The following is a 22276-nucleotide window of genomic DNA, read 5'->3' on the forward strand; positions in this document are numbered from 1 at the left end:
GAGTCCTTGTCGATGACGACCTTCACCGCCGCGCTCGGCCTGTCGCCCGGGATGGTGCCGCCCCGCTTCGCCGAAGCCCTTTTCACATTCCAGGGCGCTTTGGAGCGCTGCGAAGCCGCCGGTATTCCCGGCCACAGCGTCCTGGCCGCTGCCCTGGTGGAACTGATGCCGCGTCTGGTCACCGCGTACGGTGCTGATGGGGTTGCGGACATGCTGGCCACGCTGGCGGTCCACATCCGCAGCGACATGGCGGACGGCGGCCTCATGGCCGGGGAGACGACGCGGCAATGAGCGTCGCCGGTATTGTCGAGGACGATACGCCCGCCGTGCTGGATCGGGTGATGGAACCCACGGTGGGTTTGGCCTTGTGGCGGCGGAAGGGGCATCCCGGCGCGGCCCTTGATCCTTGGCTGGACACGCTGCCGGCGGAGCGCCTGCCCCACGGCCGGTTTCTGGCGCGTCTGGGCGACGTGGGCGCGGCCTTGGCGCCGCTGCTGCACGGAACGGAGGCGCCGGCGGCCTTGACGGCCGACATCACCGACCTTTGCCACCGCTTCCTGGCGGTCGCCGGTGGGGAGTGGATCGACGTGCGGCTGGAGGCCGTGGGCGGCGACGCCTGCTGGAAGTTCCACCGCGATCATGTGCGGCTGCGCCTGATCACCACCTACCGGGGACCGGGCACCCAGATCGTGGCGCCCGCCGACGCCGCCCGGGCGCTGGCGGATCAGCGGCGCTACCGCGGGCCGCTGCACGAAATGCCGCGCCATGCCGTGGCCCTGTTCAAGGGCTGTGGCGCAACCGGCTGTGGCGGCGGCCCAGCGGGGGAGGAGGACGGCGTGGTCCACCGCTCACCCTCCGTCGCCGGCACCGGCCAAGTGCGCCTGGTGCTGTGCCTGAACCTACCCTCCGCCGCGTCGCCGGAGGCGTGGGAACCGGCCTGACCTTAAGGTTAGAATTGGTCGCGCAACGTTAACAGCGTGCGAACGGCAAGGATTTGGTAATCACTCAAGGGGCACCTTGGGGGCCTAGACGTCCCAGGGTCAGGGCCAATGGGTTTGGCCCTCTCAGGGATCGTCGGCTTCATCCGCTCATCCGGGCGCGATCTTTACCTTGGAGTGATGAATGTTCTTTGCCGGCTACCTGCGCAAAATCCGCGTGGTTTTGTCCACCCTGAAGGCCCTGGACCGGTCACAGGCGGTGATCGAATTTTCGCCGGACGGCAGGGTGCTGACCGCCAACAAGAACTTTCTGTCTGCCATGGGCTATACCCTGGCGGAGATTCAGGGCAAGCCGCACGCCATGTTCGTCGAAGAGGCGGAACGGAACAGCGCCGCCTACAAGGCGTTCTGGGACGCGCTGCGGCGCGGGGAATACCAGGCGGCGCAGTTCAAGCGCATCGGCAAGGGCGGGCGCGAGGTGTGGATCGAGGCCAGCTACAACCCCGTGCTCGACGATGCCGGCCGGCCGGTGAAGGTGGTGAAGTACGCCACCGACGTCACGGCCCAGAAGCTGGAATACGCCGACATGCGGGGCCAGATGGACGCCATCCGCCGGTCGCAGGCGGTGATCGAGTTCGCCCTGGACGGCACGGTGTTGACCGCCAACGACCTGTTCCTGAACACCCTGGGCTATACCCTGGCCGAGGTGAAGGGCAAGCCGCATGCCATGTTCGTGGAGCCGGCCCAGCGCGACAGCGCCGAGTACCGCGCGTTCTGGGACGCGCTGCGGCGCGGGGAATACCGGGCGGAGCAGTTCAAGCGCATCGGCAAGGGCGGGCGGGCGGTGTGGATCGAGGCATCCTACAACCCCATCTTCGATTTGAATGGCCGGCCGTTCAAGGTGGTGAAGTACGCCACCGACATCACCCGCCAGGTTCAGATGCTGGCGGACCTCAAGCAGTTGATCGACAATAACTTCGGAGAGATCGACCAGGCCATGGCGCGGGCCACCGGACAGTCGGGCGAGGCGCTGCATGCCGCCGGGGAGACATCGGGGGCCGTGCAGATGATGGCGTCCAGCGCCGAGGAACTGGCGGCCTCCATCCGCGAAATCTCGCAGAGCATGGCGCAGTCGCGGGCGGCGGCGGAGAGTGCCGCCGAGCTGGCGGAACGGGCCGATGCCTCCACCCAGCGGCTGGCTACCGTCGCCCGCTCCATGGAAGGGGTGGTGGAGGCCATCCGTGGCATCGCGGGGCAGATCAACCTGCTGGCGCTGAACGCCACCATCGAGGCGGCGCGGGCGGGCGAGGCGGGCAAGGGCTTCGCCGTCGTGGCGACGGAGGTGAAGAACCTGGCCACACAATCCGCCAACGCGACCCAGCAAATCTCCGATGAGATCGAAGGGATGCAGGCCGTCTCGGGCGAGGTGGTGGGGGCGCTATCCACCATCCGCCAGTCGATCGGCACGGTGCGGGAATATGTGACCAGCACCGCCAGTGCGGTGGAGGAGCAGAGTGCCGTGACCCGCGACATGTCCTCCAACATGCAGCGCACGGCTGTCGCGGTGGAGACGGTGACCACCAACCTCGGCGGCATCGCCGCCGCCGTCGGTCAGGTGGGCACCGCCGTGGCCACCACCAAGCAGGCTGCCCACGTCCTGGCGCGCTAGGAAATCCCGGGCGCCGGCGGCTTACGCCTTGAACAAGGCCGGGTCGCCGCTGCCGGGGTGGAAGCCGGGGAAGACACCATCGACCTGGCCCACGCCCATGCGATGTTTCAGCACGGTGGTCAGCACGTCGCGGTAGTCGGTGGTGACGGCCAGGTCCACCCGCTCGTCCAGGTCCTGGGGCTGCAGGCCGGGCCAGCGTCCCAGCAGGCGCCCGCCCGCCACGCCGCCCCCCATCACCATCATGAGCGAACCGTGCCCGTGATCGGTGCCCCCGCTGCGGTTGGCGCGCAGGCGGCGGCCGAATTCACTGATCGTCACCAGGGTGATGCGGTCGTGATAGGCGGACAGGTCGTTCCAGAAGGTGGAAAGCGAGCCGGAGAGCTGGTGGACCAGGCTCTTGAACCGGCCGGACTGGCCCTCATGCGTGTCCCAGCCGCCCATGTCGACACAGGCCACCTTCAGGCCCGCATCCATGCGGATCAGGCGGGCGACCGTTTCCAGCGACCGGCCGACATCGCCGTCAAAGGCGCCGCCATGCTCCGGCTGGTAGGGTAGGACCTTACCGTCCGGTCCCTTGGGCAGGGCGGCGTTCAGCCGCAAGGCGGCGTCCAGGGCGACGCGGCCACCTCTGGCCACGTTGGGATTGAACCCTGTGGCCTGGCCGGCGGGATACAGCCGTTCCAGCACCGCCTGGGTACTGGGGCCGCCCGGCAGGCCGAAGCCGCCGCGCAGATCGGGAATGGACAACGCCTCGGGATAGCCCTGCAGCAGCTTGGGCACGCCGCCCGCCGTGCTGATGGCCACCAGTTCCCCGTCCCCGCCCATCTGGCGCAGCAGCCGGGCGACCCAGCCGCCCTCCGTGCCCAGGGCGCCGTTGCCCTTGGGCTCATCCGCCAGCCCGCGCTCCATCAGTTCCTGCGCCTCGAAATGGCTGCGGGTGGCGTTGGCCAGGCCGGTCGCGTGGACGATGGCCAGGTCGCCATGGCGGTACAGCTCATGCAGCGCGGCCGCCTCGGGATGCAGCCGGAAGTCCACGCCATGGGCCAGGTCGCTGTCCAAGGGGATGCCGGCCTTGTCGCCGCTATCCAGCAGCCGCAGATCGGCCGGCCGGGCGTCGATGTAGACGGCGTCGTTGGACGGGCCGATGAAGTTCAGCACGTCCATGCCGCCCCGGAAGAACAGCACGACCAGGATCTTGCCATTCGCGTCCTGCGCGCCGCCGGGGGCGGCGAAGGCCAACTGGCCCAGGCCGGGCACGGTGGTCAGCGCGCCGGCGGCGGCCAGGGTCTTCAGGATGCCACGGCGGCTGATATCGACTGTATTGAACGCCATGATGCGTCTCCTTCTCCGGCTCAGCGCAGCTGGAAAGCCGGGCTCATGGCCACATAGGCGGCCAGGCGGCGGTTGGCGAATTCACCGGTCTTGTTGTCCACCGTGGGCGGCGCGTCGGCCGCCAGGGACAGGCCGCCCAGCAGGGCCCTGGCGTCTATGGCGCTGGGGCTGCCCAACAGCCGTTCGGACCAGAAGGCGACGGCCTGGCCGCTGTGCGCAGCCGCCGGGCCCATCTGGGCGCCGGCCGACAGGCCGGGCGGCATCCACCACCCCTCCGCCAGGCCCAGCGCCAGGTTCCAGCGCGCCCGCATGTTCTGCGCGCCCAGCCAATAATCGTCGGCGATGGGGTGGCCGTCCGGCGTGGGCCAGGCGTACAGCTTCTGCCCGGCGCTATCCATGGTGTTCACCAGCCCCTCGCTGGCGGTGACGGGCAGGCCGGTGGCCCGCGCGAAGCTAGCCACCAGCTCCAGCGGCCGCTTGGGCCGGGCGCCCCAGTTGGCCGTGGCCTGGGGCGACAGGGCGATCAGCCGCACCACGCGGGCGATCTGGTCGGGGCGCTGGCGGTTGTCCAGCCAGGCGGCGGCGGCGGCCTTCACCAGATCCGGCGACGGCTCCCCGCCCAGCAGGGAACGCACCATCTTGGTGCAGATGAACTGCGCGGTGGCGGGATGGTTGGCGACCAGGTCCAGCACGCGGTGGCCGTCGCTCTGCGGCGGCTGGTAGCTGTCGAACTCCGCCGCCAGCACGCGCTTCTGGTAATTGTCGTGCCAGGATTCGATGTAGGTGAAGCGGCCGTCATTGGCGGCCTTGTAGCCGCCCAGATCCTGGCCGCTTTGGATGCTCCACCCGGTGAAGGCGCGGCTGGCCTCGTAGACATCCTGGTCGATATAGCCCTCGGGCGCGCCCTTCAGGGCGCCGGGCACGTCGCGCCAGCGGTCGTACTGGGTGTTGAGGTAGGCGTCGCGGCCCAGGGTGTGCAGCTCGAACAGTTCCCGGGCGTAGTTCTCGTTGGCGGCCCCGCCCCGGGAAGAGCGGTTGTTCAGGTAGATCAGCATGGCGGGGCTGGTGGCCACCGCCTCCAGCAGGTCGCGGAAATTGCCCAGGGCGTGGGTGCGCAAGGCGGCGTCGTAAGCAGGCAGGGCGGGGGCCGTGTAGCTGTCCGCCGCGTTGACGGAGAAGTGGTCGTGCCAGAACAGGGTCATGACCTGGCGCAACTGGGCCGGATCATACACGGCCCGGATGATGGTGGCCGCCGCCAGGTCCAGGCGCGGGCGCACCCGTTCCTGATAGGGCAGCTTGCGGTCGGGCTGGTTCAGGGCCCAGAGCGCGTCCACCGGTTGGTCCAGCGTGCGTAAGGGGCGCATTTCATCCAGCGCCGCCCAGCCCTCGCCGGCATCGTACTTGATGCGCATGGTGGCGCTTTCCAGCTTTTGCTGGCATTCCGGTCCTGGGGCGGTGCTGGCCGCCGCCAGGCGCAACTGCTCATCCAGCCAATGGGCGATGCCCTGCTGCCGCAAGGCTTGTGCCTCGCCGGGGCGGGGGCCGTAGGCGAAGCGGTTCAGGAAAATCCATTCCTGTGATGGAGTAGGGGACGCGGGGGTGGGGACGACCATGTCGGGCCCTCATCTATCGATCCGATGCCCATGGTACGCCCTTTTCAGGACAAACCCGACATACGCCGGTAGCGGTAGGGACTAAGGATAGAAAAAGGGGGCCCCGTGGAGCCCCCTTTGTAACCCTTTCGGGCCTGGGGCTTTTCGCCCCACTTGCCGATCCGTTGGACGTTACTTCCGCTGGGCCAGAACCCAGCGCACGCTCCACAGGCAGGCCAGCAGGAAGACCACGCCGCCCAGCCATTCGGCCGCCCCGGCGAAGCCGTCGCCCATGACCGCCAGCGGTTCCTGGTTGCCGGTGAGGGAGATGATGGCCGCCTGGGCGACGCCGAACAGGCTTTCACCCACGATCATGCCCGATGCCAGCAGCATGGCGCGGCGCTGGGGCACGTCGGCGAAGGTGGCGAAGGGCACGCCGGCGGCCTTGGCCCGCTTGGCCAGCACCCGGTCGACGATGTAGGCCAGCAGGGCGCCCAGGCTGACCGGCACGGTGACGGTCATGGGCAGGTAGATGCCCAGGGCGACGGCCAGCGGCGGCAGGCGGAAGCGGCGGGTGGTGGCCTTCAGCACCTCGTCCACCACCACCAGGCAGATGCCGACGACGGCGCCGATGCCCAGCATGGACCAGTCCAGCTTGCCGCTCAGGATGCCGGTGGCCAGGGTGGCCATCAGCGTCGCCTGCGGGGCGCCCAGGGTCTTGGCCGGGTCCATGCCCGGGTCCAGCGGCGCGCCGGCGAAGCCGTAGGCGTGCTGCAGCAGGTTCAGCACCGGCGGGATCACGGCGGCGCCGACGACGCAGCCCATGATCAAGGCCACCTGCTGGCGCCAGGGCGTGGCGCCCACCAACTGGCCGGTCTTCAGGTCCTGCAGGTTGTCGTTGGCGATGGTGGCGATGGTCAGCACCACAGAGGTGGTGAACAGCGCCAGCGCCACGGCGGCGCCGCGGATGACCGGATCGGCCACCGCGTCCTTGCCCAGCAGCGCCACCAGCAGCAGGGACGAGGCGATGGCCGCCAGGATGCCGATGCTGGAGATGGGGCTGTTGGAACTGCCGATCAGGCCGGCCATGTAGCCCGAGGCCGCCGCGACGATGAAGCCCATGACGGCGGCGAAGACCACGCCCGCCAGAACCAGCACCACAAGGTGGGTCGACAGGGGCGTGCCCAGGATGAAGGAGATGAACAGGCCGGCCAGCGGCACCAGCAGCACGGCGGCGAAGGCCATGACGTAGTGGAAGGGGATGTCCTGCTCCACCCGGGGGACGGAGTGGCCGTTGCCCGCGCGCACGTTCTTCATGGCGTTCAGCGAGGCGCGGATGCCCTCCACCATGGGCTTGGCCAGGACGATCAGGGTCCAGATGGCGGCGGCGGCGATGGCGCCGGCGCCGATCAGGCGGACCTGCTGGCGCCACACGACGCTGTTGGCGTACTGGATCAGGTCCATGCCGTCGGCCGGCGGGTGCAGTGCCGTCAGGATGGGGACGGCGCCGAACCAGGCGATGGCCACGCCCACGAACATGGCGAAACCGACGGTGGCGCCCACCAGATAGCCCGCGCCGAGCAGGGCCATGGACAGGCCCGTGCCCAGGCCGGTCACGCCGCCGCCGATGCGGATGAAGCCCTGAAACTGCTCGGTGAAGAAGCGCATCGCCGTCATCAGGAAGAACCCGACGGAGACGACGGCGCCGGCGACCACATCGCGCAGGCCCGCCCCCTTGGCCGCCTCGTCCGCGCCGGCCTCACCGGCCGTGTCGGGCGATCCGACCTTCAGCACCTCGGCCGCGGCCACGCCCTCGGGATAGGGCAGGTTGCCCTGCACCACCATGGCCCGGCGCAGCGGCACCGTGTACATGACGCCCAGGATGCCGCCCACGGCGCAGATGCCCGCCGACTGCCAGAAGGGGAAGCCAGTCCAGTAGCCGACGATGACCAGGCCGGGCAGCACGAAGATGACCGATGACAGCGTGCCGGCACTGGAGGCCAGCGTCTGCACGAAGTTGTTTTCCTGGATGGTGCTGTCCTTGGCCAGGCGCAGCACCGCCATGGAGATGACCGCCGCCGGGATGGAGGAGGCGAATGTCAGGCCCACCTTCAGGCCGAGGTAGACGTTGGCGGCGGTGAACACCACGGTGATCAAGGCACCCAGGATGATGCCGCGCAGGGTCAGTTCCCTAATCGAGCCGCGCGCGAACCGGGTCATCGGATGAAATCCGTCATATGTGGAGTATCCCCATCTGCGTCGTAATCGACGTCGTCGTGTAGGCGCCGGCCGCTTTTGTGAGCCCCTTCAAGCGGGCGCCGGACTGGATGGGCGGGGAGTTTAGCGGGCGCCCCCCGCCCCGTCGAGGCCAGCCAGGGCGGACAAGGCCAGAATCCGGGACTTTGCCGCCAAAAAGAAACGGGGCCGGCACCGTGCCGACCCCGTTCCTCAGATTATTGCGTCGTTGACGCGGTTCCCTCAGGCGCCGGGCGCCGCCATCCGGCGGCTTGGCTATCCGCGCTCCGCCCTCCGGTGCTCGCTGCGGGGCCAGCGGTCGCTGGCCTTGTCGGCATCAGAGGCGTGGCCAGGGGCGCCGTAGAAACGGCATCACGCCGGCTGATTGAGATACAGCAGCCAGGCCTTGGCCAGCTCGCCCACGCCTTCCGGCGCGCTGGACAGTTCCTGGAACAGCTTTTCGGCCTGGTCCTTCTGTCCGGCGTTGAGATAGGCGACGGCCAGGTGCAGCTTGGCATCGGCGGGGTTCTTGAGGCCGCCCTTGTCGATGCCCTTCTGGATCAGCTCGATGGCCTTGGCGTAGTTGCCATAGCTGGCATAGGCCTCGCCCAGCTTTTCCAGCGGCAGGCCCGTGGGGGCCTTGGACACTTCGGCGACCTGCTTGTCGATGCCCTTCTGGTCCTCGGCGGCGGCCTTTGTCGCCTCGGCCAGCATCTGCTTGGCGGTCGGGTTGCCGGCCAGCTGGCTCTGGCCCTTTTCCAGGGCGGCCTTGGCCTCGCCCGGCAGGGTGGCGCGGGTGGCGAGGTCGGCGTACTCCAGATACTCGTTGCCGCCCCTCATGGCGCCGACGCGCGACATCAGGCGGTAGAGGTCCAGCGACAGCCGGTCGTTGAAGCCGGCCTTGCGCGGCAGGAACGCCAGGTAGTCGGTCCAATAGTCCGGCTTCTGGTAGTGCTGCAACAGCTTGGCCATGTAATCGACGTAAGAGCTGTAGTCCTTACGCTGGATCGCGCTGTCCACCAGCATCTGGTAGACCTGCTCCTGCGCCGCCTTGCCGGCCTTCTCCTCGGTGTCGATGGCCTGCTTGCAGTTCGTGTCCGTGGCGGCCCAGTCCTTCAGCGACCAGGAAGCCTGGCAGCGCAGCGTGTACACGTCCGGCGAGGCGGTGCCCTTCTGGATCAGCGCGTCCGACTTCGCCAGGAACTTCGGGTAATCCTTGTTCTGGTAGTACAGCTGCGTCAGCGTGCGCTCGCGCTTGGCGGCCTCGGCCTCCGGCAGCTGGCCCGTGGCCAGTTCGGATTCCAGCGCGTCGATCAGGTGCGGTGTGTCGTTCAGCCCGACATAGGCCTGCACGCGCATCTCGGCGATGAAGAAGTTCTCATACGGCGTCCGGTCGGCCTTGGCGGCCTCGGCCTGCGTGGTGGCGTCGAGGATGGCCTGGTAGTTCTTCTCCTCCAGCGCCTTCTGGGCGGCCTGCAGCGACGGCGTCAGCTCCTTGCTGATCTGCTTTTCCGGCGGCGTGGCGTCCTTGTCCTTGTCCTTGGCGTGGGCGGTCCCGATACCGGCGGCCACCAGGGCACCCAGCATGAAGGGATAGAATTTGGCGCGCATTCGGTCCTCGTCGATGACAATCACGTGGTGGCCCGGTCCGGCGTCGCGTCGAAGGGGCCAAGGTCGAATTCGGGGCCAACCGCTCCCGCCGCCGCCGCGCCGTCCCTCCCGGCGCAAAACACCTCGGGGACACCGCTGCCACGGAAGGATAGGGTTAATCCCTGGCGGGGGGACCCTGCGGGATGGAACGGGTCCTCGTCAACCCCTACACCCGTCATCTGTCGAAAGCGGGGCAACGCCCGTCGCCCCCTCGCCCCCCCTCGTCCCCGGGGCGCTTCAGCCGAAGGTGAGGTCCAGCAGATAGAGGCCGGCGCCGATCAAGGCGCCCAGCACCGTGCCGTTGATCCGGATGAATTGCAGGTCCTTGCCCACCCCCTCCTCCAGCCGGCGTGAAAAGTCGGCTGCGTCCTGGGCCTTAAGGGTGTCGGTGACGAAGCTGCGGATGGCTTGGCGCCAGCCCGGGATGGCCGCCAGGAAGGCCCCCTCCACCGCCGCGTCCAGGCGGGCGCGCGTGGCCGGCTGCTCCAATTCCCGCGCCAGTGACACCAGCATGGCGTCCAGGGCGTCGCGCAGCACACCGTCGGGATTCGCCGCGTCTTCCAGCGCCGCCGTCTTCAGGCGGCCTATGAGGTGATGGGCCAGCAGCCGCAGGGTCCTGATGTCCACGGCGTTGCGCAACACCGACGCCAGCCGGTCGCCCAGCGGGTCGCCCTCCTGGATGCGGTCGGGGATTTCCCTCAGCCACTGCCTCAGACCGCGTCCCGCCTCGCTGTGCGGGCTGCGCAGGTCGAACAGGTGGCCGGCCAGGGCGTCCGTCACCTGGTCGGCCAGGCTGCGGTCCAGTGTGCGGGGCATCCACCACTTCGACCGGTTGGCCACCGCGTCGCGGATGTGGGGCCGGCTGCCATGGATCAGCACCACGCCATGGTCCGACATCTCCTGGATCAAGGCTTCGAACAGGGGGCTGTCCATGGCGTCGCGCAGCAGCCGGGCCACCATGGGCCGCAGGTCCATGGCCCGCAAGCCCTCCATGGCCGCCCGCGCCAGGGCCTCGCGCAGCGCGGCCTCCCGCCCCCGGGACAGCAGGCGGGGCAGCGAGGCGAGCGCCAGGTCCGCCATCTGGGCGCGGTTCGCCGGGGCGGCCAGCAGGCCGGCCACCTGGTCGGCGGCGTTCAGCCGCTGCACCTGACCGCGCAGGCGGTCCGGCGCCAGGAACTCACTATCGATGTAGGTTGCGATGCCGTCGGCGATACGGTCGCGGTTTTGCGGCACCAGGGCCGTGTGGGGCACCGGCACGCCCAGTGGGTGGCGGAACAGGGCGGTGACCGCGAACCAGTCGGCCAGGCCGCCCACCAGCCCGGCCTCACCCACGGCGCGCAACAGGCTCCAGAACCCCGGCCAAGGCCAGCCGATGGCGTCGGGCAGCAAGCGTGGCACCAGGCGGGCCGCCAGCCACAGGCCGGCGACGACCGCCAGGTAGAACCCGGCCACCCGTCGCCAGCGGCGCAAGGCCGCGGCGCGGTCGCCGGCGGTGGCGGGATCGAAGGGCAGGGGCTGCTGAGGCATGGGCTTCCAGGAAGGGGGGCAAGGGAGGGACACGGGGAAAGGGGGAAGGCGTGCCCCATCATGACGGGGGCCGGGGCGCGCGTCCCGGGCCATGTTGCGGGGACGGGGACAGGTCCACCCCGGTACCGAACCGTCGCGGCCGATTTCCGGTTCCCGTCGTCACGCCACCGGCGCCGTCAATCGCCGGTGGCGTCTTCCTCGTGGAAGGGGAAGCCGCGCAGGGGGCGGTCGATGGCGCCGTCGCCAGAGCGGAAGCTGTACGTCCGGTCGGCGGGCGCCTGATAGCGGCCGGATTGGAGCCCGTCCAGGATGCGGGCGGATATCCAGCCGGACAGCAGGGTGGCGGGCCGGGCCAGCGCCCGGTCCGGGCTCTTGAGATAGGAGCGGTCATACAGCGCGGCGCCGATGGCCGCGCCATGGCGGTCCAGGAAATCCGCCAGCATGTCCACGAACTCCACGGGGTCCAGCATGGGCTCCACCGTGCCAGCGGCGCGCGCCAGGACGGGGTAGAGCAGGTGGGTGCGGTCGGCGAAGCGGCTGTCGCGTTCCACGCCGTCGGCCACCAGGTTCAGGTAGCGGCTGCGGTGGGCGGGCTGGTTGCGCAGGGCGGCGTCCAGGATTTGGCGATGGTTCATGCGTCTTGTCGGCTTGTGCGTCCAGGGTAACTATACAACTTTTCATGGCGCCGCCGAAGGTCCTTATCCAGCGGTGCCCGCTTCCTCATATAGCTCCGCCTCAGCCTTCAGCCAGGGCTGCCGACCTTGGGGCCGCTCCAAAGCCAAGCCGCGCGGGGGCGCCGAGAGGCTGGATTTTGCGCCCGCCAGTCAGTAGACCAGAGGCCGGGCGCCGCGTTCGGCTGCCCGGTGTTCCGGCAAAGGCTTCAGGAGAGACGTTCATGCGGAAGCTCATCGAGGGGTTCCTGAATTTCCGCGCCAACGCCTTTCCGGAATATGCCCGTCGTTTCCAATGGCTGGCCGAGGTCGGTCAGAACCCGCGCGCCGCCGTGGTCGCCTGCTGCGACAGCCGCGTCGACCCGCAGATGATCTTTTCCGCCGGCCCCGGCGACCTGTTCATCATCCGCAACGTCGCCAACCTGATCCCGCCCTATCATCCCAACAGCGACTTCCACGGCACCAGCGCCGCCCTGGAGTTCGCCGTGCGCCAGCTGCGCGTGGGCGACATCATCGTCATGGGGCATACCCATTGCGGTGGCGTAAAGGCCCTGATGGCGGAGGGGGAGGCCGACGGCGACTTCATCGGCAATTGGATGGCCATCGCCAAGAGCGTGCGCGGCAAGGCCAAGGACGTCTCTGACGCGGAGCGCGAGGTCATCCGCCTGACCATCGCCAACCTGCTGACCTTCCCCTGGATCAAGGCGGCGGTCGAGGGCGGCGGCCTGCGTCTGCACGGTTGTCTATTCGACGTCGCCGATGCCGACCTGCTGTTGCTGAACCACACCACGGGGGAGTTCAAGTCGGTCCAGGACGGCATCGAGGGCGTTCCGCTCTGACCGTGCGCGGCCTTTGAACGTGACCGTTCAAAGGCCTCTTAACGCGCCAGGTGCTTCGGGTCCCTTAAACCGGCTGCGCCGGGCAGCCGATGAACCGGCTGCCGGCGGGCAGGTGCTCCCCCTTCATGGCCAGGGACAGGGGGCCCAGCTCCGACCCGCGACCCAGCACCGAATCGTACAGCACCACCGACCCGGCGCCGACATGGGCGCCGGCCTCGATGGTCACGGGGCCCAGCTTCATGACCCGGTCCTCGAACAGGTGGGTCTGTAGCGTGACTCCCGGGCCCATGGCGGCGTCGTCGCCGATGTCGACCATGTCCAGCTCGCACAGATAGGCCGTTTCCAGGTAGACGCGACGCCCCACCTTGGCCCCCAGCAGGCGCATGTACTGCGGCAGGAAGGGGGTGCCCAGGAACGGGCCCAGCACCCATCCGGCCAGCGCGTCATAGAGCGAGGTCACGAACTCGATGCGCCACACCGCCGTGCTCCACAGCGGATGGATGCCGGGTCGGAAGCGGCCGACCACCGCCCACTTCACACCCGCCAGCAGCAGGGCGGCGCTGACGCAGATGACCAGCGGCCCGAGGCCTAGCCATAGCAGGCCCAGCCACAGGCTGGCCATCGCCAGGGCATGGGCGACCAGCCACAGGGCGCCCACGGTGGCGGTGCCGGTGATGGCGCCCTGGACCAGCACGCGGGCCGCCTCGATGGCGGCGCGGGTGGCGACCAGACGGGACGTGGGCGCCACGGTGAACGCCTCGGAAATCCCCTCCACCTTCTGGCGGCGGGGCAGGCGCACGGGGGGCAGGCCCAGCCAATCGGTCTGGCGGTCGGCGTCGGACGGCGCGGTGGACAGGACGCCCACCAGGCAATTGTCCGGCAGATCGGTCCCCGCCGGCAGGAAGGCGGAGTTGCCGATGAAGGTGTCGTGGCCGACGCGGGTGGGGGCGAAGCGCACCAGGCCGCCGTGGATGGCCGGGCTGCCCACCAGCGAGGCGTCCGCCAGGAAGGCGCGGTCGCCCACCTCCAATTGTTCGGGCACGATGTGCGCCACGGTCGACACTTCGCAGGCGTGGCCGATTTTGGCGCCCCACAGCCTCAGCCAGGTGGCGGAATAGAGGGAGCCATAGACGGTGTACAGCTGCTCCACCGCCATGCGATGCACGCGGTCGGCGAACCAGCGGTGGCATTCCACCATGCTGTCCAGGCGCACGCTGGCGCGCCCCACCACCGGGGGCACCAGGCGGCGCGCGGCCAGCAGCACCAGCGCCGTCCAGGGCATGCACACGGCGCCGCCCACCACGCCGGCCAGCAGCAGGCGCGATCCCAGCTGGGCCAGGGGCAGGTCGGTATTCAGCGCCAGGGCGAAGGCCACCGCCAGGGGGAGCAGCGTCAGGAAACGCACCAGGCTCAGGGCCGCCAGCCCCAGCAGATAGCGGGGGGCACGGGGCCGCAGGGCGCCGTCCGCCCGGCCCATCATCCAGTCGGGTCGTGTGGACGGCCCGGCGGGGGAACCCGCCCAAACGGCGTCGGCCGGCACCACGGCGCCGTCGATCAGGCAACTGCGGGCCTCCAGCCCGGCGCCCGCCTCCAGCCCGCTGTTCAGCCCGACGATGGACGCGGCGCCCACGGTTGCGCCCGGCCCGATGGACACGGTGCCGACCTCGATATGGCCGCCCCGGACATGGTGGGTCAGCAGCAGGGTATCCTCGCCCACCGTGGCCTGGTCGCCGACGCTGATCAGATCCCACAGCATGCCGCCATGGCAGCCCAGGAAGGCGCCGTGGCCGATGCGCCCACCCATGGCGCGGGCGTACAGCCGCATCAGGGGCGTGCTCGCGATCCAAGACATGGGCAGGGCGGCCTCGATATGGCTGACCGTCCACCAGCGCCAGTGCCACAGGCCCCACAGGCGGTGGCGTCCGGGCTTGACCCGGCCCAGCAACAGCCACTTGGCCGCGATGGCCAGGGCGAAGGACACGGGCAGCGCGGCGATGGACAGCGCCGCCATGATGACGAAGGACTGGACGCTCAACTGGCCGGACATGCCGTGCTGCGCCAACACGCCCAGCATGGCCAGCATGGGCAGTCCGCCCAACGCCGTCACCAGGGGCAGGGTCAGCACCTGGGCCAGGCCGAACGCCAGGTGGCGCCGGGTGCTGGCGCGGCGCATCTCGTTGGCCACCTTGGGCGCTGCCGGCGCCGCCAGCACCTGGGCCAGGCCGCGCACCGTGGGGTTGAGGTACAGCGCCCGCACGGTGGCCTCGGGATGGCGCAGGCGCAGGCGGGAAATGGCGGAGGCGGCGGCCAGGGAATGGCCGCCCAGATCCATGAAGAAATCGGCGTCGCGGGCCCGGATGGGCCGGCCCAGCGCGTGGGCGAAGGCTTCCGCCACCTCTTCCTCCGCCTCGCCCTGGGGCGGTTCGCCGATGTCCTCGGGCACGTCGCGGGGGGTCGGCTCCGGCAATTCGCGCCGGTCGATCTTGCCGCCCACGGTGCGGGTCATGGCCGGCACCTTCACCAGGAAGCTGGGGCGCATGTAGGCGGGGACGGCGGCGGCGACATGGGCCGCCAGGGCATTGCGGTCGGCCGTGCCCACGTACCAGATGACGATGCTGTCCACGCTGGCCACCGGGCGCACGGCGGCGGCGGCCAGTTGCACGCCGGGGCAGCCGCCGGCGATGGCCTCGATCTCGCCCAGCTCGATGCGGAAACCGCGCAGCTTCACCTGGTTGTCGACCCGGCCCAGGAAGTCGACGCGGCCATCGATCAACGGGCGGCCCACGTCCCCGGTGGCGTACAGGCGCTGCCCCGCCGCGTCCATCTTGAAGCGCTTGGCCGTCTCTTCCGGCCGGTTCAAATAGCCGTCGGCCAGCGCCGGCCCGCCGATGTGGATTTCCCCTGTCTCGCCCACCGGCACGGGCAGGCCATCCGGCCCCAGCACCAGGACGCGATAACCCGGCAGGGCCCGGCCGATGGTGACCGGCTGGCCGGCCCGCGCCTCATCCGCCGTCGCCACCACCGACGCCTCGGTGGGGCCGTAGGTGTTCAGCATGCGCCGGCCGGGCGCCCAGCGGTCCACCAGGGCGGCCGGGCAGGTTTCCCCGCCCACCACCAGCAGGCGGACGTCGGGCAGATCCTCGTCGATCAGCCCCAGCAGCGTGGGCACGGTCGAGAAAAAGGTGGCGCGGCGGCAGCGCAGCTCGCTGGCCAGCAACTGCGGGTCGCGCATCACCAGGCCCGACGCCGGCAGCAGGCAGGCACCCGAGGCCACCGCCAGCCACACCTCCTCGACCGAGGCGTCGAAGGCCAGGGAGAAGCCCTGCCACACCCGGTCGGTCTCGGCCAACTGGTAGACCTGCGAGGCGCCGCGCACATACGTCATGACGGCGCCGTGCGACAGCACCACGCCCTTGGGCAGGCCGGTCGTGCCCGAGGTGAAGATGAGGTAGCAGGTGTCGGAGGGGGTGGCCGGCAACAGGGCGTCCGGCAGCCCGTGGGGCGACACCAGGGGGTCGTTCAGCAGGGCGGTGCCGATCAGATCCTCCGGCGCCACCGAGGCGACGCCGGGCACGGCGAAGTCGCCGGCGGCGTCGACCATCAACACCGACTCCGATTGCTCGGCGATGCTGGCGACACGCGCGGCCGGCCAACTGGCGTCGATGGGAATATAAGCGGCGCGGCGCAACAGGATGCCGAACAGACAGGCGTATAACTCGGCGGTACCACGGCCCCGCAGCATGACGCGGGCGCCCGGTCCCACCCCCCGGGCGGCCAGGGTGGCGGCGACGTGGCGGGCGCGCTCGCCCATGTCGCCCCAGGTCAGCATAAACCCGTCGCCGGTCTCCACCGCCGGCAGCGACGGCGTGGCGGCCACGCGGGCCAGGAACAAGGCCGCCAGCGTTTGCGCGCCGGCCAGGCCGGCCTGCGGGCCGGAGGGTTGCTGCCCTCCCGGGTTTTGGCCCCCCGCGTCCATCCGTTCGGCGATCAACGAACCGCTGAGCATCAACGTCCCACCCTCGATCCCCGGTGGCCCTATCCCCGGTGGCGAGGAGCCGCCCGCGGGGGAACCCGGTATACCCCGGTAAAGGTCCACATTCCCATGCCCGTTTCATCCCCTACGGAGGGATGGGCACCCCGTATTCCAGGGGTGGCGACACCGGCGCGGACCTATCCGACACACACCTGTTGTAGATGGCCGATTGCCCCCCCATGTCAAGCGGTTGGCCTTGGGACCCAGGGTCGCATACAAAATAAGGGGCCGCGAGGGCGAAAGCTTACTTCGCTGGTGGTAGCGCCCTTCCGTGGCTGGCGCCCCGGCGCATCGCTCCGTTACAAAACGATACAAAGAGCGGCTTTTCCCGTAACACAACCCTCTGTAGCTTCAGCCTCGAAACCGGCGGACCGGCGTGGATCGCGTCATGGGTGTGATCTCACGTTGTAAATCAGGCGTTGTCCGCCACCACGGTCGCGGGGGCCGTGGGTTCGCCGGCGGACGCGGCACTTTTGGGTCTTTCCCAAAAGCCCCTGTCGCTCGCCCTCACGAACCCTTGCTTCCCATCGTCCGTGCCATAGCCAATCCCGGTATCCCGACGGCAGCTGTCGGATGCCGGCTGGACAGAAGGCTTAAAGACGATGAGCATCCATTCCGCTGAACTGCCCGCTGACCGGTCCGACCTCGATGCCTATGCGCCGGCGGGTTCGCCGGGCCGCATTCGCGGACGATCGGGGGTGAAGCGCTACCGCTGGTGGTTGCTGGCCGGGGGTGTCGTCGTCCTGGGCGCCATCGCGGCGTCGGTCCTCATGCGCTCGGGCGCCAAGCCGGCGGCCCCCGCCGCGGCCCCCGCCAAGGTGTCCGCCCTGCCGGTGACGGTGGCGCCCGTGATCGTGGCGCCCGTCACCCGCACCCTGCTGGTCACCGGCTCGCTGGCCGCCTTCGACGACCTGCCCATCGGGACGGAGACGTCGGGCCTGGCCCTGGCCGAGGTGCTGGTGGATATCGGCGACGCGGTGAAGAAGGGCCAACTGCTGGCCCGCTTCAACGACAGCGTGCTGCGTGCCGACCTGGCGGAGAAAGAGGCGCTGCTGACCGAGGCCAAGGGCAATGTGGTCGAGGCCGACGCCAATTACACCCGCGCCCAGGATCTGGTGCGCACTGGCGCCATGAGCGCCCGTGACCTGGACAACCGCCGCGCCCTGGCCGTCAGCATGCGCGCCCGTGTCGGCGTGGCCGAGGCCAACCGCGACCTGGCCATCGCCAAGCTGAAGCAGTCGGAGGTGCGGGCCCCCGCCGACGGCACCATAACCGCCCGCACCGCCCGCATCGGCGCCGTGCTGTCCGCCGGCGGGACGGAGCTGTTCCGCATGATCCGCGACAACCGGGTGGAACTGGTTGCCGAGGTGCCCGAGAACGACATGATGGTGGCCAAGGCCGGCCAGACGGTGAACATCACCGTTGACGGCGACAACATGGCCCATCATTACACCGGCACCATCCGCGTGGTGGAGCCCACCGTGGACAGCAAGACCCGCCTGGGGCACCTGCGCATCGACCTGGAACGGAACCCCGACCTGCGCCCCGGCATGTTCGTCACCGGCCGCGTGGCCGTGGGGCAGGCCAACGGCCTGGTGCTGCCTGAGGCCGCCATCGTCTACCGCGAGGTGCGGCCCGTCGTCTTCGTGGTTGACCAGGAGAATAAGGTCACCGCGCGCGCCGTCACCACCGGCGCCCGGCAGGACGGCAACATCGCCATCGTGTCCGGCGTGAAGGCGGGCGAGAAGGTGGTTCTGTCGGGGGCCGGCTACCTGAAGGACGGCGATCTGGTGACCGTGGTCGACAAGCCGGTCGAAGGCACGGTCAAGCCGCTGCCGGTGCAGCAGTAACTCGGGTAAGGGGGCCCCATCATGAGCAGCGGCAACATCTCCGCGGTCGCCATCCGCCATCCCATCCCGCCCATCGTCCTGTTCATCGTCCTGATCATCTCGGGCATCATCGCCTATTTCAAGCTGGACGTGGCCGGCAGCCCGGACCTCGACTTCCCGGTGGTCACCGTGACGGTCAGCCGTCCGGGCGCCGCGCCGTCGGAAATGGAAGTCCAGGTGACCAAGCTGGTCGAGGACGCGGTGTCCAGTATCGTCGGCCTGGATCACGTGTCGTCCGACATCACCGATGGCCTGTCCAACACGGTGCTTGAATTCAAGATCGGTTACGACACCGACCGCGCCGTGAACGACGTGCGCAACGCCATTTCCCGCATCCGGGCCAACCTGCCCTCGGACATCTATGAGCCGCAGGTGGAGCGCCAGGACGTCACGGGCGACGAAATCCTGACCTACGCCGTCTCCTCCGACACCCGGTCGGTGGAGGAACTGTCCTGGCTGATCGACAATGAGATCAGCCGCGCCATCACCCATGTGCCTGGCGTGGGCGCCACCGATCGCTTCGGCGGCCTGGACCGGGAAATCCGCATCAACCTCGATCCCAACCGCCTGATGGCGCGGGGCATCACCGCCGACGAGGTCAATTCCCAGCTGCGCGCCCTGAACGTGGATCTGCCCGGCGGGCGGGGTGCCGTGGGGACCAAGGAACAGTCCATCCGCACCCTGGGTTCCGCCCGCACGGTGGAGGACCTGGCGAACACCGAGATCACCATCCCCGTCTACTTCGGCACCTTCGCCGGTTCCGCCGCCAAGGTTCGGCTCAGCGACCTGGGCACCGTGACCGATGGCACGTCGGAGATGCGCTACATCTCCCGCTATGACGGCCAGCCCACGGTGGGTTTCAGCATCCGCCGCGCCCCCCATTCCTCGGAAGTGACCATCGCCAAGGGCGTGGATGAGGAAATCGAGAAGCTGAGCAAGCAGTATCCCGACGTCCACTTCAACCTGATCTTCGACGAAGTCAAACACACCAAGCAGAGCTTCGCCGGCTCGGTGGAGGCATTGCTGCTGGGCTCCATCCTGGCGGTGATCGTAGTGTGGTGGTTCCTGCGGGACGGCCGCGCCACCTTCATCTCGGCCCTGGCCATGCCGCTGTCCACCATTCCCACCTTCCTGGTCATCCAGTGGATGGGCTTCTCGTTGAACTTCATCACCCTGCTGGCCCTGTCGCTGGTGGTGGGCATCCTGGTCGACGACGCGATCGTGGAAATCGAGAACATCGTCCGCCACATCCGCATGGGTAAGCGCCCGTTCCAGGCGGCGCTGGAGGCGGCGGACGAGATCGGCCTGGCGGTGGTTGCCACCACCATGACCATCGTCGTCGTCTTCCTGCCGGTGTCCTTCATGTCCGGCATCGTCGGGCAGTACTTCAAGTCCTTCGGCGTGACGGTGGCCGTGGCCGTCCTGTTCTCGCTGCTGGTGGCGCGCCTGATCACGCCGCTGATGGCGGCCTACATGCTGAAGCCGGCGCAGCCGGACCACCATGACGCGGAAAGCCGCTGGTTGCGGCAGTACGGCCGGCTGCTGGGATGGAGCATGAACCACCGCTGGCTGACCGTGCTGGCCGGTGTCGGCATCTTCGCCGTGTCGCTGGTCATGGCCGCCATGTTGCCTTCTGGCTTCGTGCCGCCCAGCGACAACGGCCTGTCCACCGTGCAGGTCATCCTGCCGCCAGGCGCCACCTTGGCCGAAACCGACGCGACCACTCAGATGGTGGGCAACATCCTGGCCAAGCGGCCCGAGGTGTTGCACGTCTGGACCCGCGCTGGCCGCAACAACCAGCTGCGCAACGGTGCCGTCACCGCTATCCTGAAGCCCAAGTCCGAGCGCATGAGCAAGCAGGACTTCGAGGCAGCAGTGACGCCGGAACTGAACCGCGTGCCAGGCGCCCATATCGGCTTCAACTCGTCCATCGGCTGGGGCGCCAAGGACATCAGCGTCCTGCTGACCAGCAACGACGGCCCGGCGTTGGAACGCTTCTCCAACCAAGTGCTGGACGAGATGCGGCAGCAGCCCTTCCTGGCCAACGTCACCTCCACCGCGGCCTTGCTGCGTCCTGAAATCCAGATCCGTCCTTTCTTCGACCGGGCGGCGGAGCAGGGCGTGTCGGTGGCCGCCATCGGCCAGGTGGCCAAGATCGCCACCCTGGGCGACCTGGACACCAGCGTGGCCAAGTTCAACCTGGGGGATCGCCAGGTGCCCATCCGGGTGCAGATCGACCCCAAGTACCGGTCGGACATGGACGTGGTGGAGAACCTGCGCGTCCGCACCTCCGCCGGCGACCTGCTGCCGCTGCGCGCCGTCGCCAGCATCGGCATGGGCGCGGGTGCCGTGGAGATCGAGCGCTTCGACCGGGCCCGCAAGATCGCGGTCGAGGCCGACCTGCGCGGCATAGAGGTGGGCGAGGCGATGAAGCGGATCAATGAGCTTCCCTCCATGGCCCATATGCCGCCCGGCATCTCCAAGCCCGCCTATGGGCAGACGCAGGAGATGCAGAACATGATGATCGGTTTCGCCATCGCCCTGGCCACCGCCTTCCTGCTGATCCTGGCGGTGCTGATCCTGCTGTTCCGCAATTTCTTCCAGCCGGTGACCATCATGACCGCGTTGCCGCTCAGCTTCGGCGGCGCCTTCGCGGCCCTGTTGATCGGGCACATGTCCCTGTCGCTGCCCGCCCTCATCGGCATCCTGATGCTGATGGGCATCGTGACCAAGAACTCCATCCTGCTGGTGGAGTACGCCATCGTCTCGATGCGCGACCGGGGCATGAACCGGCGCGAGGCCCTGCTGGACGCCGGCGCCAAGCGCGCGCGCCCCATCATCATGACCACCATCGCCATGGTGGCGGGCATGGTTCCCATCGCCATCGGCGTGGGCAACGACAGCTCGTTCCAGCAGCCGATGGCGACGGCGGTCATTGGCGGCCTGATCACCTCCACCCTGCTGTCCCTGGTGTTCGTCCCCGCCGTCTTCACCATCGTGGACGACATCAACAAGTGGCTGTCGCCCAAGTTCGGGCGTTTCATCACCCCCAAGGAGGGGCCGAGCCACCCCGCCGCCCTGCACCCGGTGGTGAAAAGCGCGGAGTGAGCGCCGCGGCAGAGGGCCGGCAGAGGATTGAAATAGGGCGGGCGCCGCAAGGGCCCGCCCTATCTTCTTGGTGTCAGTTCCCCAGAAGGCCGGCCCCCATGTTGACACCCAGCGCCAGGATGGCGGTGTTGAACAGGAAGGACAGCAGGCTGTGGGCCAGCACCGGCCGGCGGATGGTGGGCCCTTGCGTCGTCACGTCCGACACCTGGGCCGTCATGCCGATGGTGAAGGCGAAGTATAGGAATTCCCAATAATCGGGCTGCGTGCAGCCGGGGAAGTCGATGCCCTTGCCCTCCAGCCAGTAGGAATGGGCGTAGTGCTGGGCGAAGATGACGTGGACGAAGCTCCACGAGCACAGCACGGTGGCGGCCCCCAGGGCGGCGCTGGCGCCGACATGGGCCGTGCCCTTGGCGTCCGCCACCTCCAGCACGATGGCGACCAGGGAGGCCAGGGCCGCCGTGCTGGCGACCATGAGGATGATCCACTTGCCCGATTCCAGGTCGCGCGCGCGGGACCGCATGCTGTCCAGGTTGGCGCGGCCGAATTGGATCAGCACCAGGGTGATGTAGAGGGCGACGCCGGCGCACCAGCCGATCAGCACGGCGCTGACCGTGTGGACGGCGCGCGACGCGGCTAGGCCCACGCCGCCGCCGAATGCCAGCCCGATGAACAGGCTGGGATGGTGCCGAAATGGTCGCAATGGATTGACGATGGCCATGAGGTCGGCCCCGGAGGCGGTGGGGAAGGAACGATCCCAGCGTTAGGCGGACAGCCGGGCCGGGGCAAGGAAACA

The 22276-nt window shown here is 69.1% G+C and carries 14 protein-coding genes; 6 read left to right on the top strand and 8 right to left on the bottom strand.

What is annotated here, in order from left to right:
• The first annotated feature begins 12 nt into the window (after nt 1–12).
• The 3 genes from FBZ90_RS26110 (at nt 13) to FBZ90_RS26120 (ending at nt 2607) form a co-directional block, all read left to right on the top strand.
• On the top strand, nt 13–291 hold the full coding sequence (locus FBZ90_RS26110; RefSeq protein WP_145736364.1) for a hypothetical protein: 279 nt from the start codon (nt 13–15) through the stop codon (nt 289–291).
• On the top strand, nt 288–941 hold the full coding sequence (locus FBZ90_RS26115; protein WP_145736366.1) for a DUF1826 domain-containing protein: 654 nt from the start codon (nt 288–290) through the stop codon (nt 939–941). The genes FBZ90_RS26110 and FBZ90_RS26115 overlap by 4 nt, the downstream gene beginning before the upstream one ends.
• A gap of 181 nt (nt 942–1122) precedes the next feature.
• A complete protein-coding gene (locus FBZ90_RS26120) occupies nt 1123–2607 on the top strand; it encodes a methyl-accepting chemotaxis protein (RefSeq protein ID WP_145736368.1) in 1485 nt (494 codons plus the stop codon).
• A 21-nt stretch (nt 2608–2628) separates the two neighbouring features.
• Here the strand turns inward: FBZ90_RS26120 and FBZ90_RS26125 are convergent, their stop codons facing one another.
• The 6 genes from FBZ90_RS26125 to FBZ90_RS26150 form a co-directional block, all read right to left on the bottom strand.
• Nucleotides 2629–3939 (bottom strand): DUF1501 domain-containing protein, encoded by a 1311-nt coding sequence (locus FBZ90_RS26125; protein ID WP_145736370.1) that lies wholly within the window; start codon nt 3937–3939, stop codon nt 2629–2631.
• 20 nt (nt 3940–3959) lie between these two features.
• A complete protein-coding gene (locus FBZ90_RS26130; RefSeq protein ID WP_145736372.1) occupies nt 3960–5552 on the bottom strand; it encodes a DUF1800 domain-containing protein in 1593 nt (530 codons plus the stop codon).
• Between the two features lie 171 nt (nt 5553–5723).
• Nucleotides 5724–7751, bottom strand: coding sequence for an OPT family oligopeptide transporter (locus FBZ90_RS26135; protein ID WP_145736374.1), 2028 nt, complete (start codon nt 7749–7751; stop codon nt 5724–5726).
• Nucleotides 7752–8138: 387 nt separating this feature from the next.
• Nucleotides 8139–9377 (bottom strand): tetratricopeptide repeat protein, encoded by a 1239-nt coding sequence (locus FBZ90_RS26140; RefSeq protein ID WP_145736376.1) that lies wholly within the window; start codon nt 9375–9377, stop codon nt 8139–8141.
• A 276-nt stretch (nt 9378–9653) separates the two neighbouring features.
• A complete protein-coding gene (locus tag FBZ90_RS26145; protein ID WP_186456054.1) occupies nt 9654–10943 on the bottom strand; it encodes a DUF445 domain-containing protein in 1290 nt (429 codons plus the stop codon).
• Between the two features lie 176 nt (nt 10944–11119).
• The gene (locus FBZ90_RS26150) at nt 11120–11578 is read right to left on the bottom strand and encodes a hypothetical protein (protein ID WP_145736379.1); all 459 of its coding nucleotides are present in this window, start codon (nt 11576–11578) and stop codon (nt 11120–11122) included.
• Between the two features lie 260 nt (nt 11579–11838).
• On the opposite strand from FBZ90_RS26150, the gene FBZ90_RS26155 reads away from it, so the two are divergent.
• Nucleotides 11839–12453, top strand: a complete 615-nt coding sequence (locus FBZ90_RS26155; protein WP_145736381.1) for a carbonic anhydrase — start codon at nt 11839–11841, stop codon at nt 12451–12453.
• 64 nt (nt 12454–12517) lie between these two features.
• On the opposite strand, the gene FBZ90_RS26160 is transcribed toward FBZ90_RS26155, so the two are convergent.
• Nucleotides 12518–16459 carry a Pls/PosA family non-ribosomal peptide synthetase gene (locus FBZ90_RS26160; protein WP_145736383.1) on the bottom strand — a complete coding sequence of 1314 codons (3942 nt, stop codon included), beginning with the start codon at nt 16457–16459 and terminating at the stop codon, nt 12518–12520.
• A gap of 629 nt (nt 16460–17088) precedes the next feature.
• On the opposite strand from FBZ90_RS26160, the gene FBZ90_RS26165 reads away from it, so the two are divergent.
• Entirely contained in the window at nt 17089–18336 is a 1248-nt protein-coding gene (locus tag FBZ90_RS26165; RefSeq protein ID WP_145736385.1) for an efflux RND transporter periplasmic adaptor subunit, read from the top strand.
• Between the two features lie 21 nt (nt 18337–18357).
• A complete protein-coding gene (locus FBZ90_RS26170) occupies nt 18358–21483 on the top strand; it encodes an efflux RND transporter permease subunit (RefSeq protein WP_246130888.1) in 3126 nt (1041 codons plus the stop codon).
• Between the two features lie 73 nt (nt 21484–21556).
• Here FBZ90_RS26170 and FBZ90_RS26175 read toward each other — a convergent pair whose 3' ends face one another.
• Nucleotides 21557–22201: a DUF1345 domain-containing protein gene (locus tag FBZ90_RS26175; RefSeq protein ID WP_145736387.1), complete on the bottom strand. Its 645-nt coding sequence runs from the start codon at nt 22199–22201 to the stop codon at nt 21557–21559.
• Nucleotides 22202–22276: the final 75 nt, after the last annotated feature.

It is taken from the genome of Nitrospirillum pindoramense (assembly GCF_007827955.1).
Taxonomy (GTDB): domain Bacteria; phylum Pseudomonadota; class Alphaproteobacteria; order Azospirillales; family Azospirillaceae; genus Nitrospirillum; species Nitrospirillum amazonense_B.

Coding starts and splice junctions, on each gene's coding strand:
- FBZ90_RS26110 (WP_145736364.1), top strand. CDS start 13: ATGACGACCTTCACCGCCGCGCTCGGCCTGTCGCCCGGGATGGTGCCG.
- FBZ90_RS26115 (WP_145736366.1), top strand. CDS start 288: ATGAGCGTCGCCGGTATTGTCGAGGACGATACGCCCGCCGTGCTGGAT.
- FBZ90_RS26120 (WP_145736368.1), top strand. CDS start 1,123: ATGTTCTTTGCCGGCTACCTGCGCAAAATCCGCGTGGTTTTGTCCACC.
- FBZ90_RS26125 (WP_145736370.1), bottom strand. CDS start 3,939: ATGGCGTTCAATACAGTCGATATCAGCCGCCGTGGCATCCTGAAGACC.
- FBZ90_RS26130 (WP_145736372.1), bottom strand. CDS start 5,552: ATGGTCGTCCCCACCCCCGCGTCCCCTACTCCATCACAGGAATGGATT.
- FBZ90_RS26135 (WP_145736374.1), bottom strand. CDS start 7,751: ATGACCCGGTTCGCGCGCGGCTCGATTAGGGAACTGACCCTGCGCGGC.
- FBZ90_RS26140 (WP_145736376.1), bottom strand. CDS start 9,377: ATGCGCGCCAAATTCTATCCCTTCATGCTGGGTGCCCTGGTGGCCGCC.
- FBZ90_RS26145 (WP_186456054.1), bottom strand. CDS start 10,943: ATGCCTCAGCAGCCCCTGCCCTTCGATCCCGCCACCGCCGGCGACCGC.
- FBZ90_RS26150 (WP_145736379.1), bottom strand. CDS start 11,578: ATGAACCATCGCCAAATCCTGGACGCCGCCCTGCGCAACCAGCCCGCC.
- FBZ90_RS26155 (WP_145736381.1), top strand. CDS start 11,839: ATGCGGAAGCTCATCGAGGGGTTCCTGAATTTCCGCGCCAACGCCTTT.
- FBZ90_RS26160 (WP_145736383.1), bottom strand. CDS start 16,459: ATGCTCAGCGGTTCGTTGATCGCCGAACGGATGGACGCGGGGGGCCAA.
- FBZ90_RS26165 (WP_145736385.1), top strand. CDS start 17,089: ATGAGCATCCATTCCGCTGAACTGCCCGCTGACCGGTCCGACCTCGAT.
- FBZ90_RS26170 (WP_246130888.1), top strand. CDS start 18,358: ATGAGCAGCGGCAACATCTCCGCGGTCGCCATCCGCCATCCCATCCCG.
- FBZ90_RS26175 (WP_145736387.1), bottom strand. CDS start 22,201: ATGGCCATCGTCAATCCATTGCGACCATTTCGGCACCATCCCAGCCTG.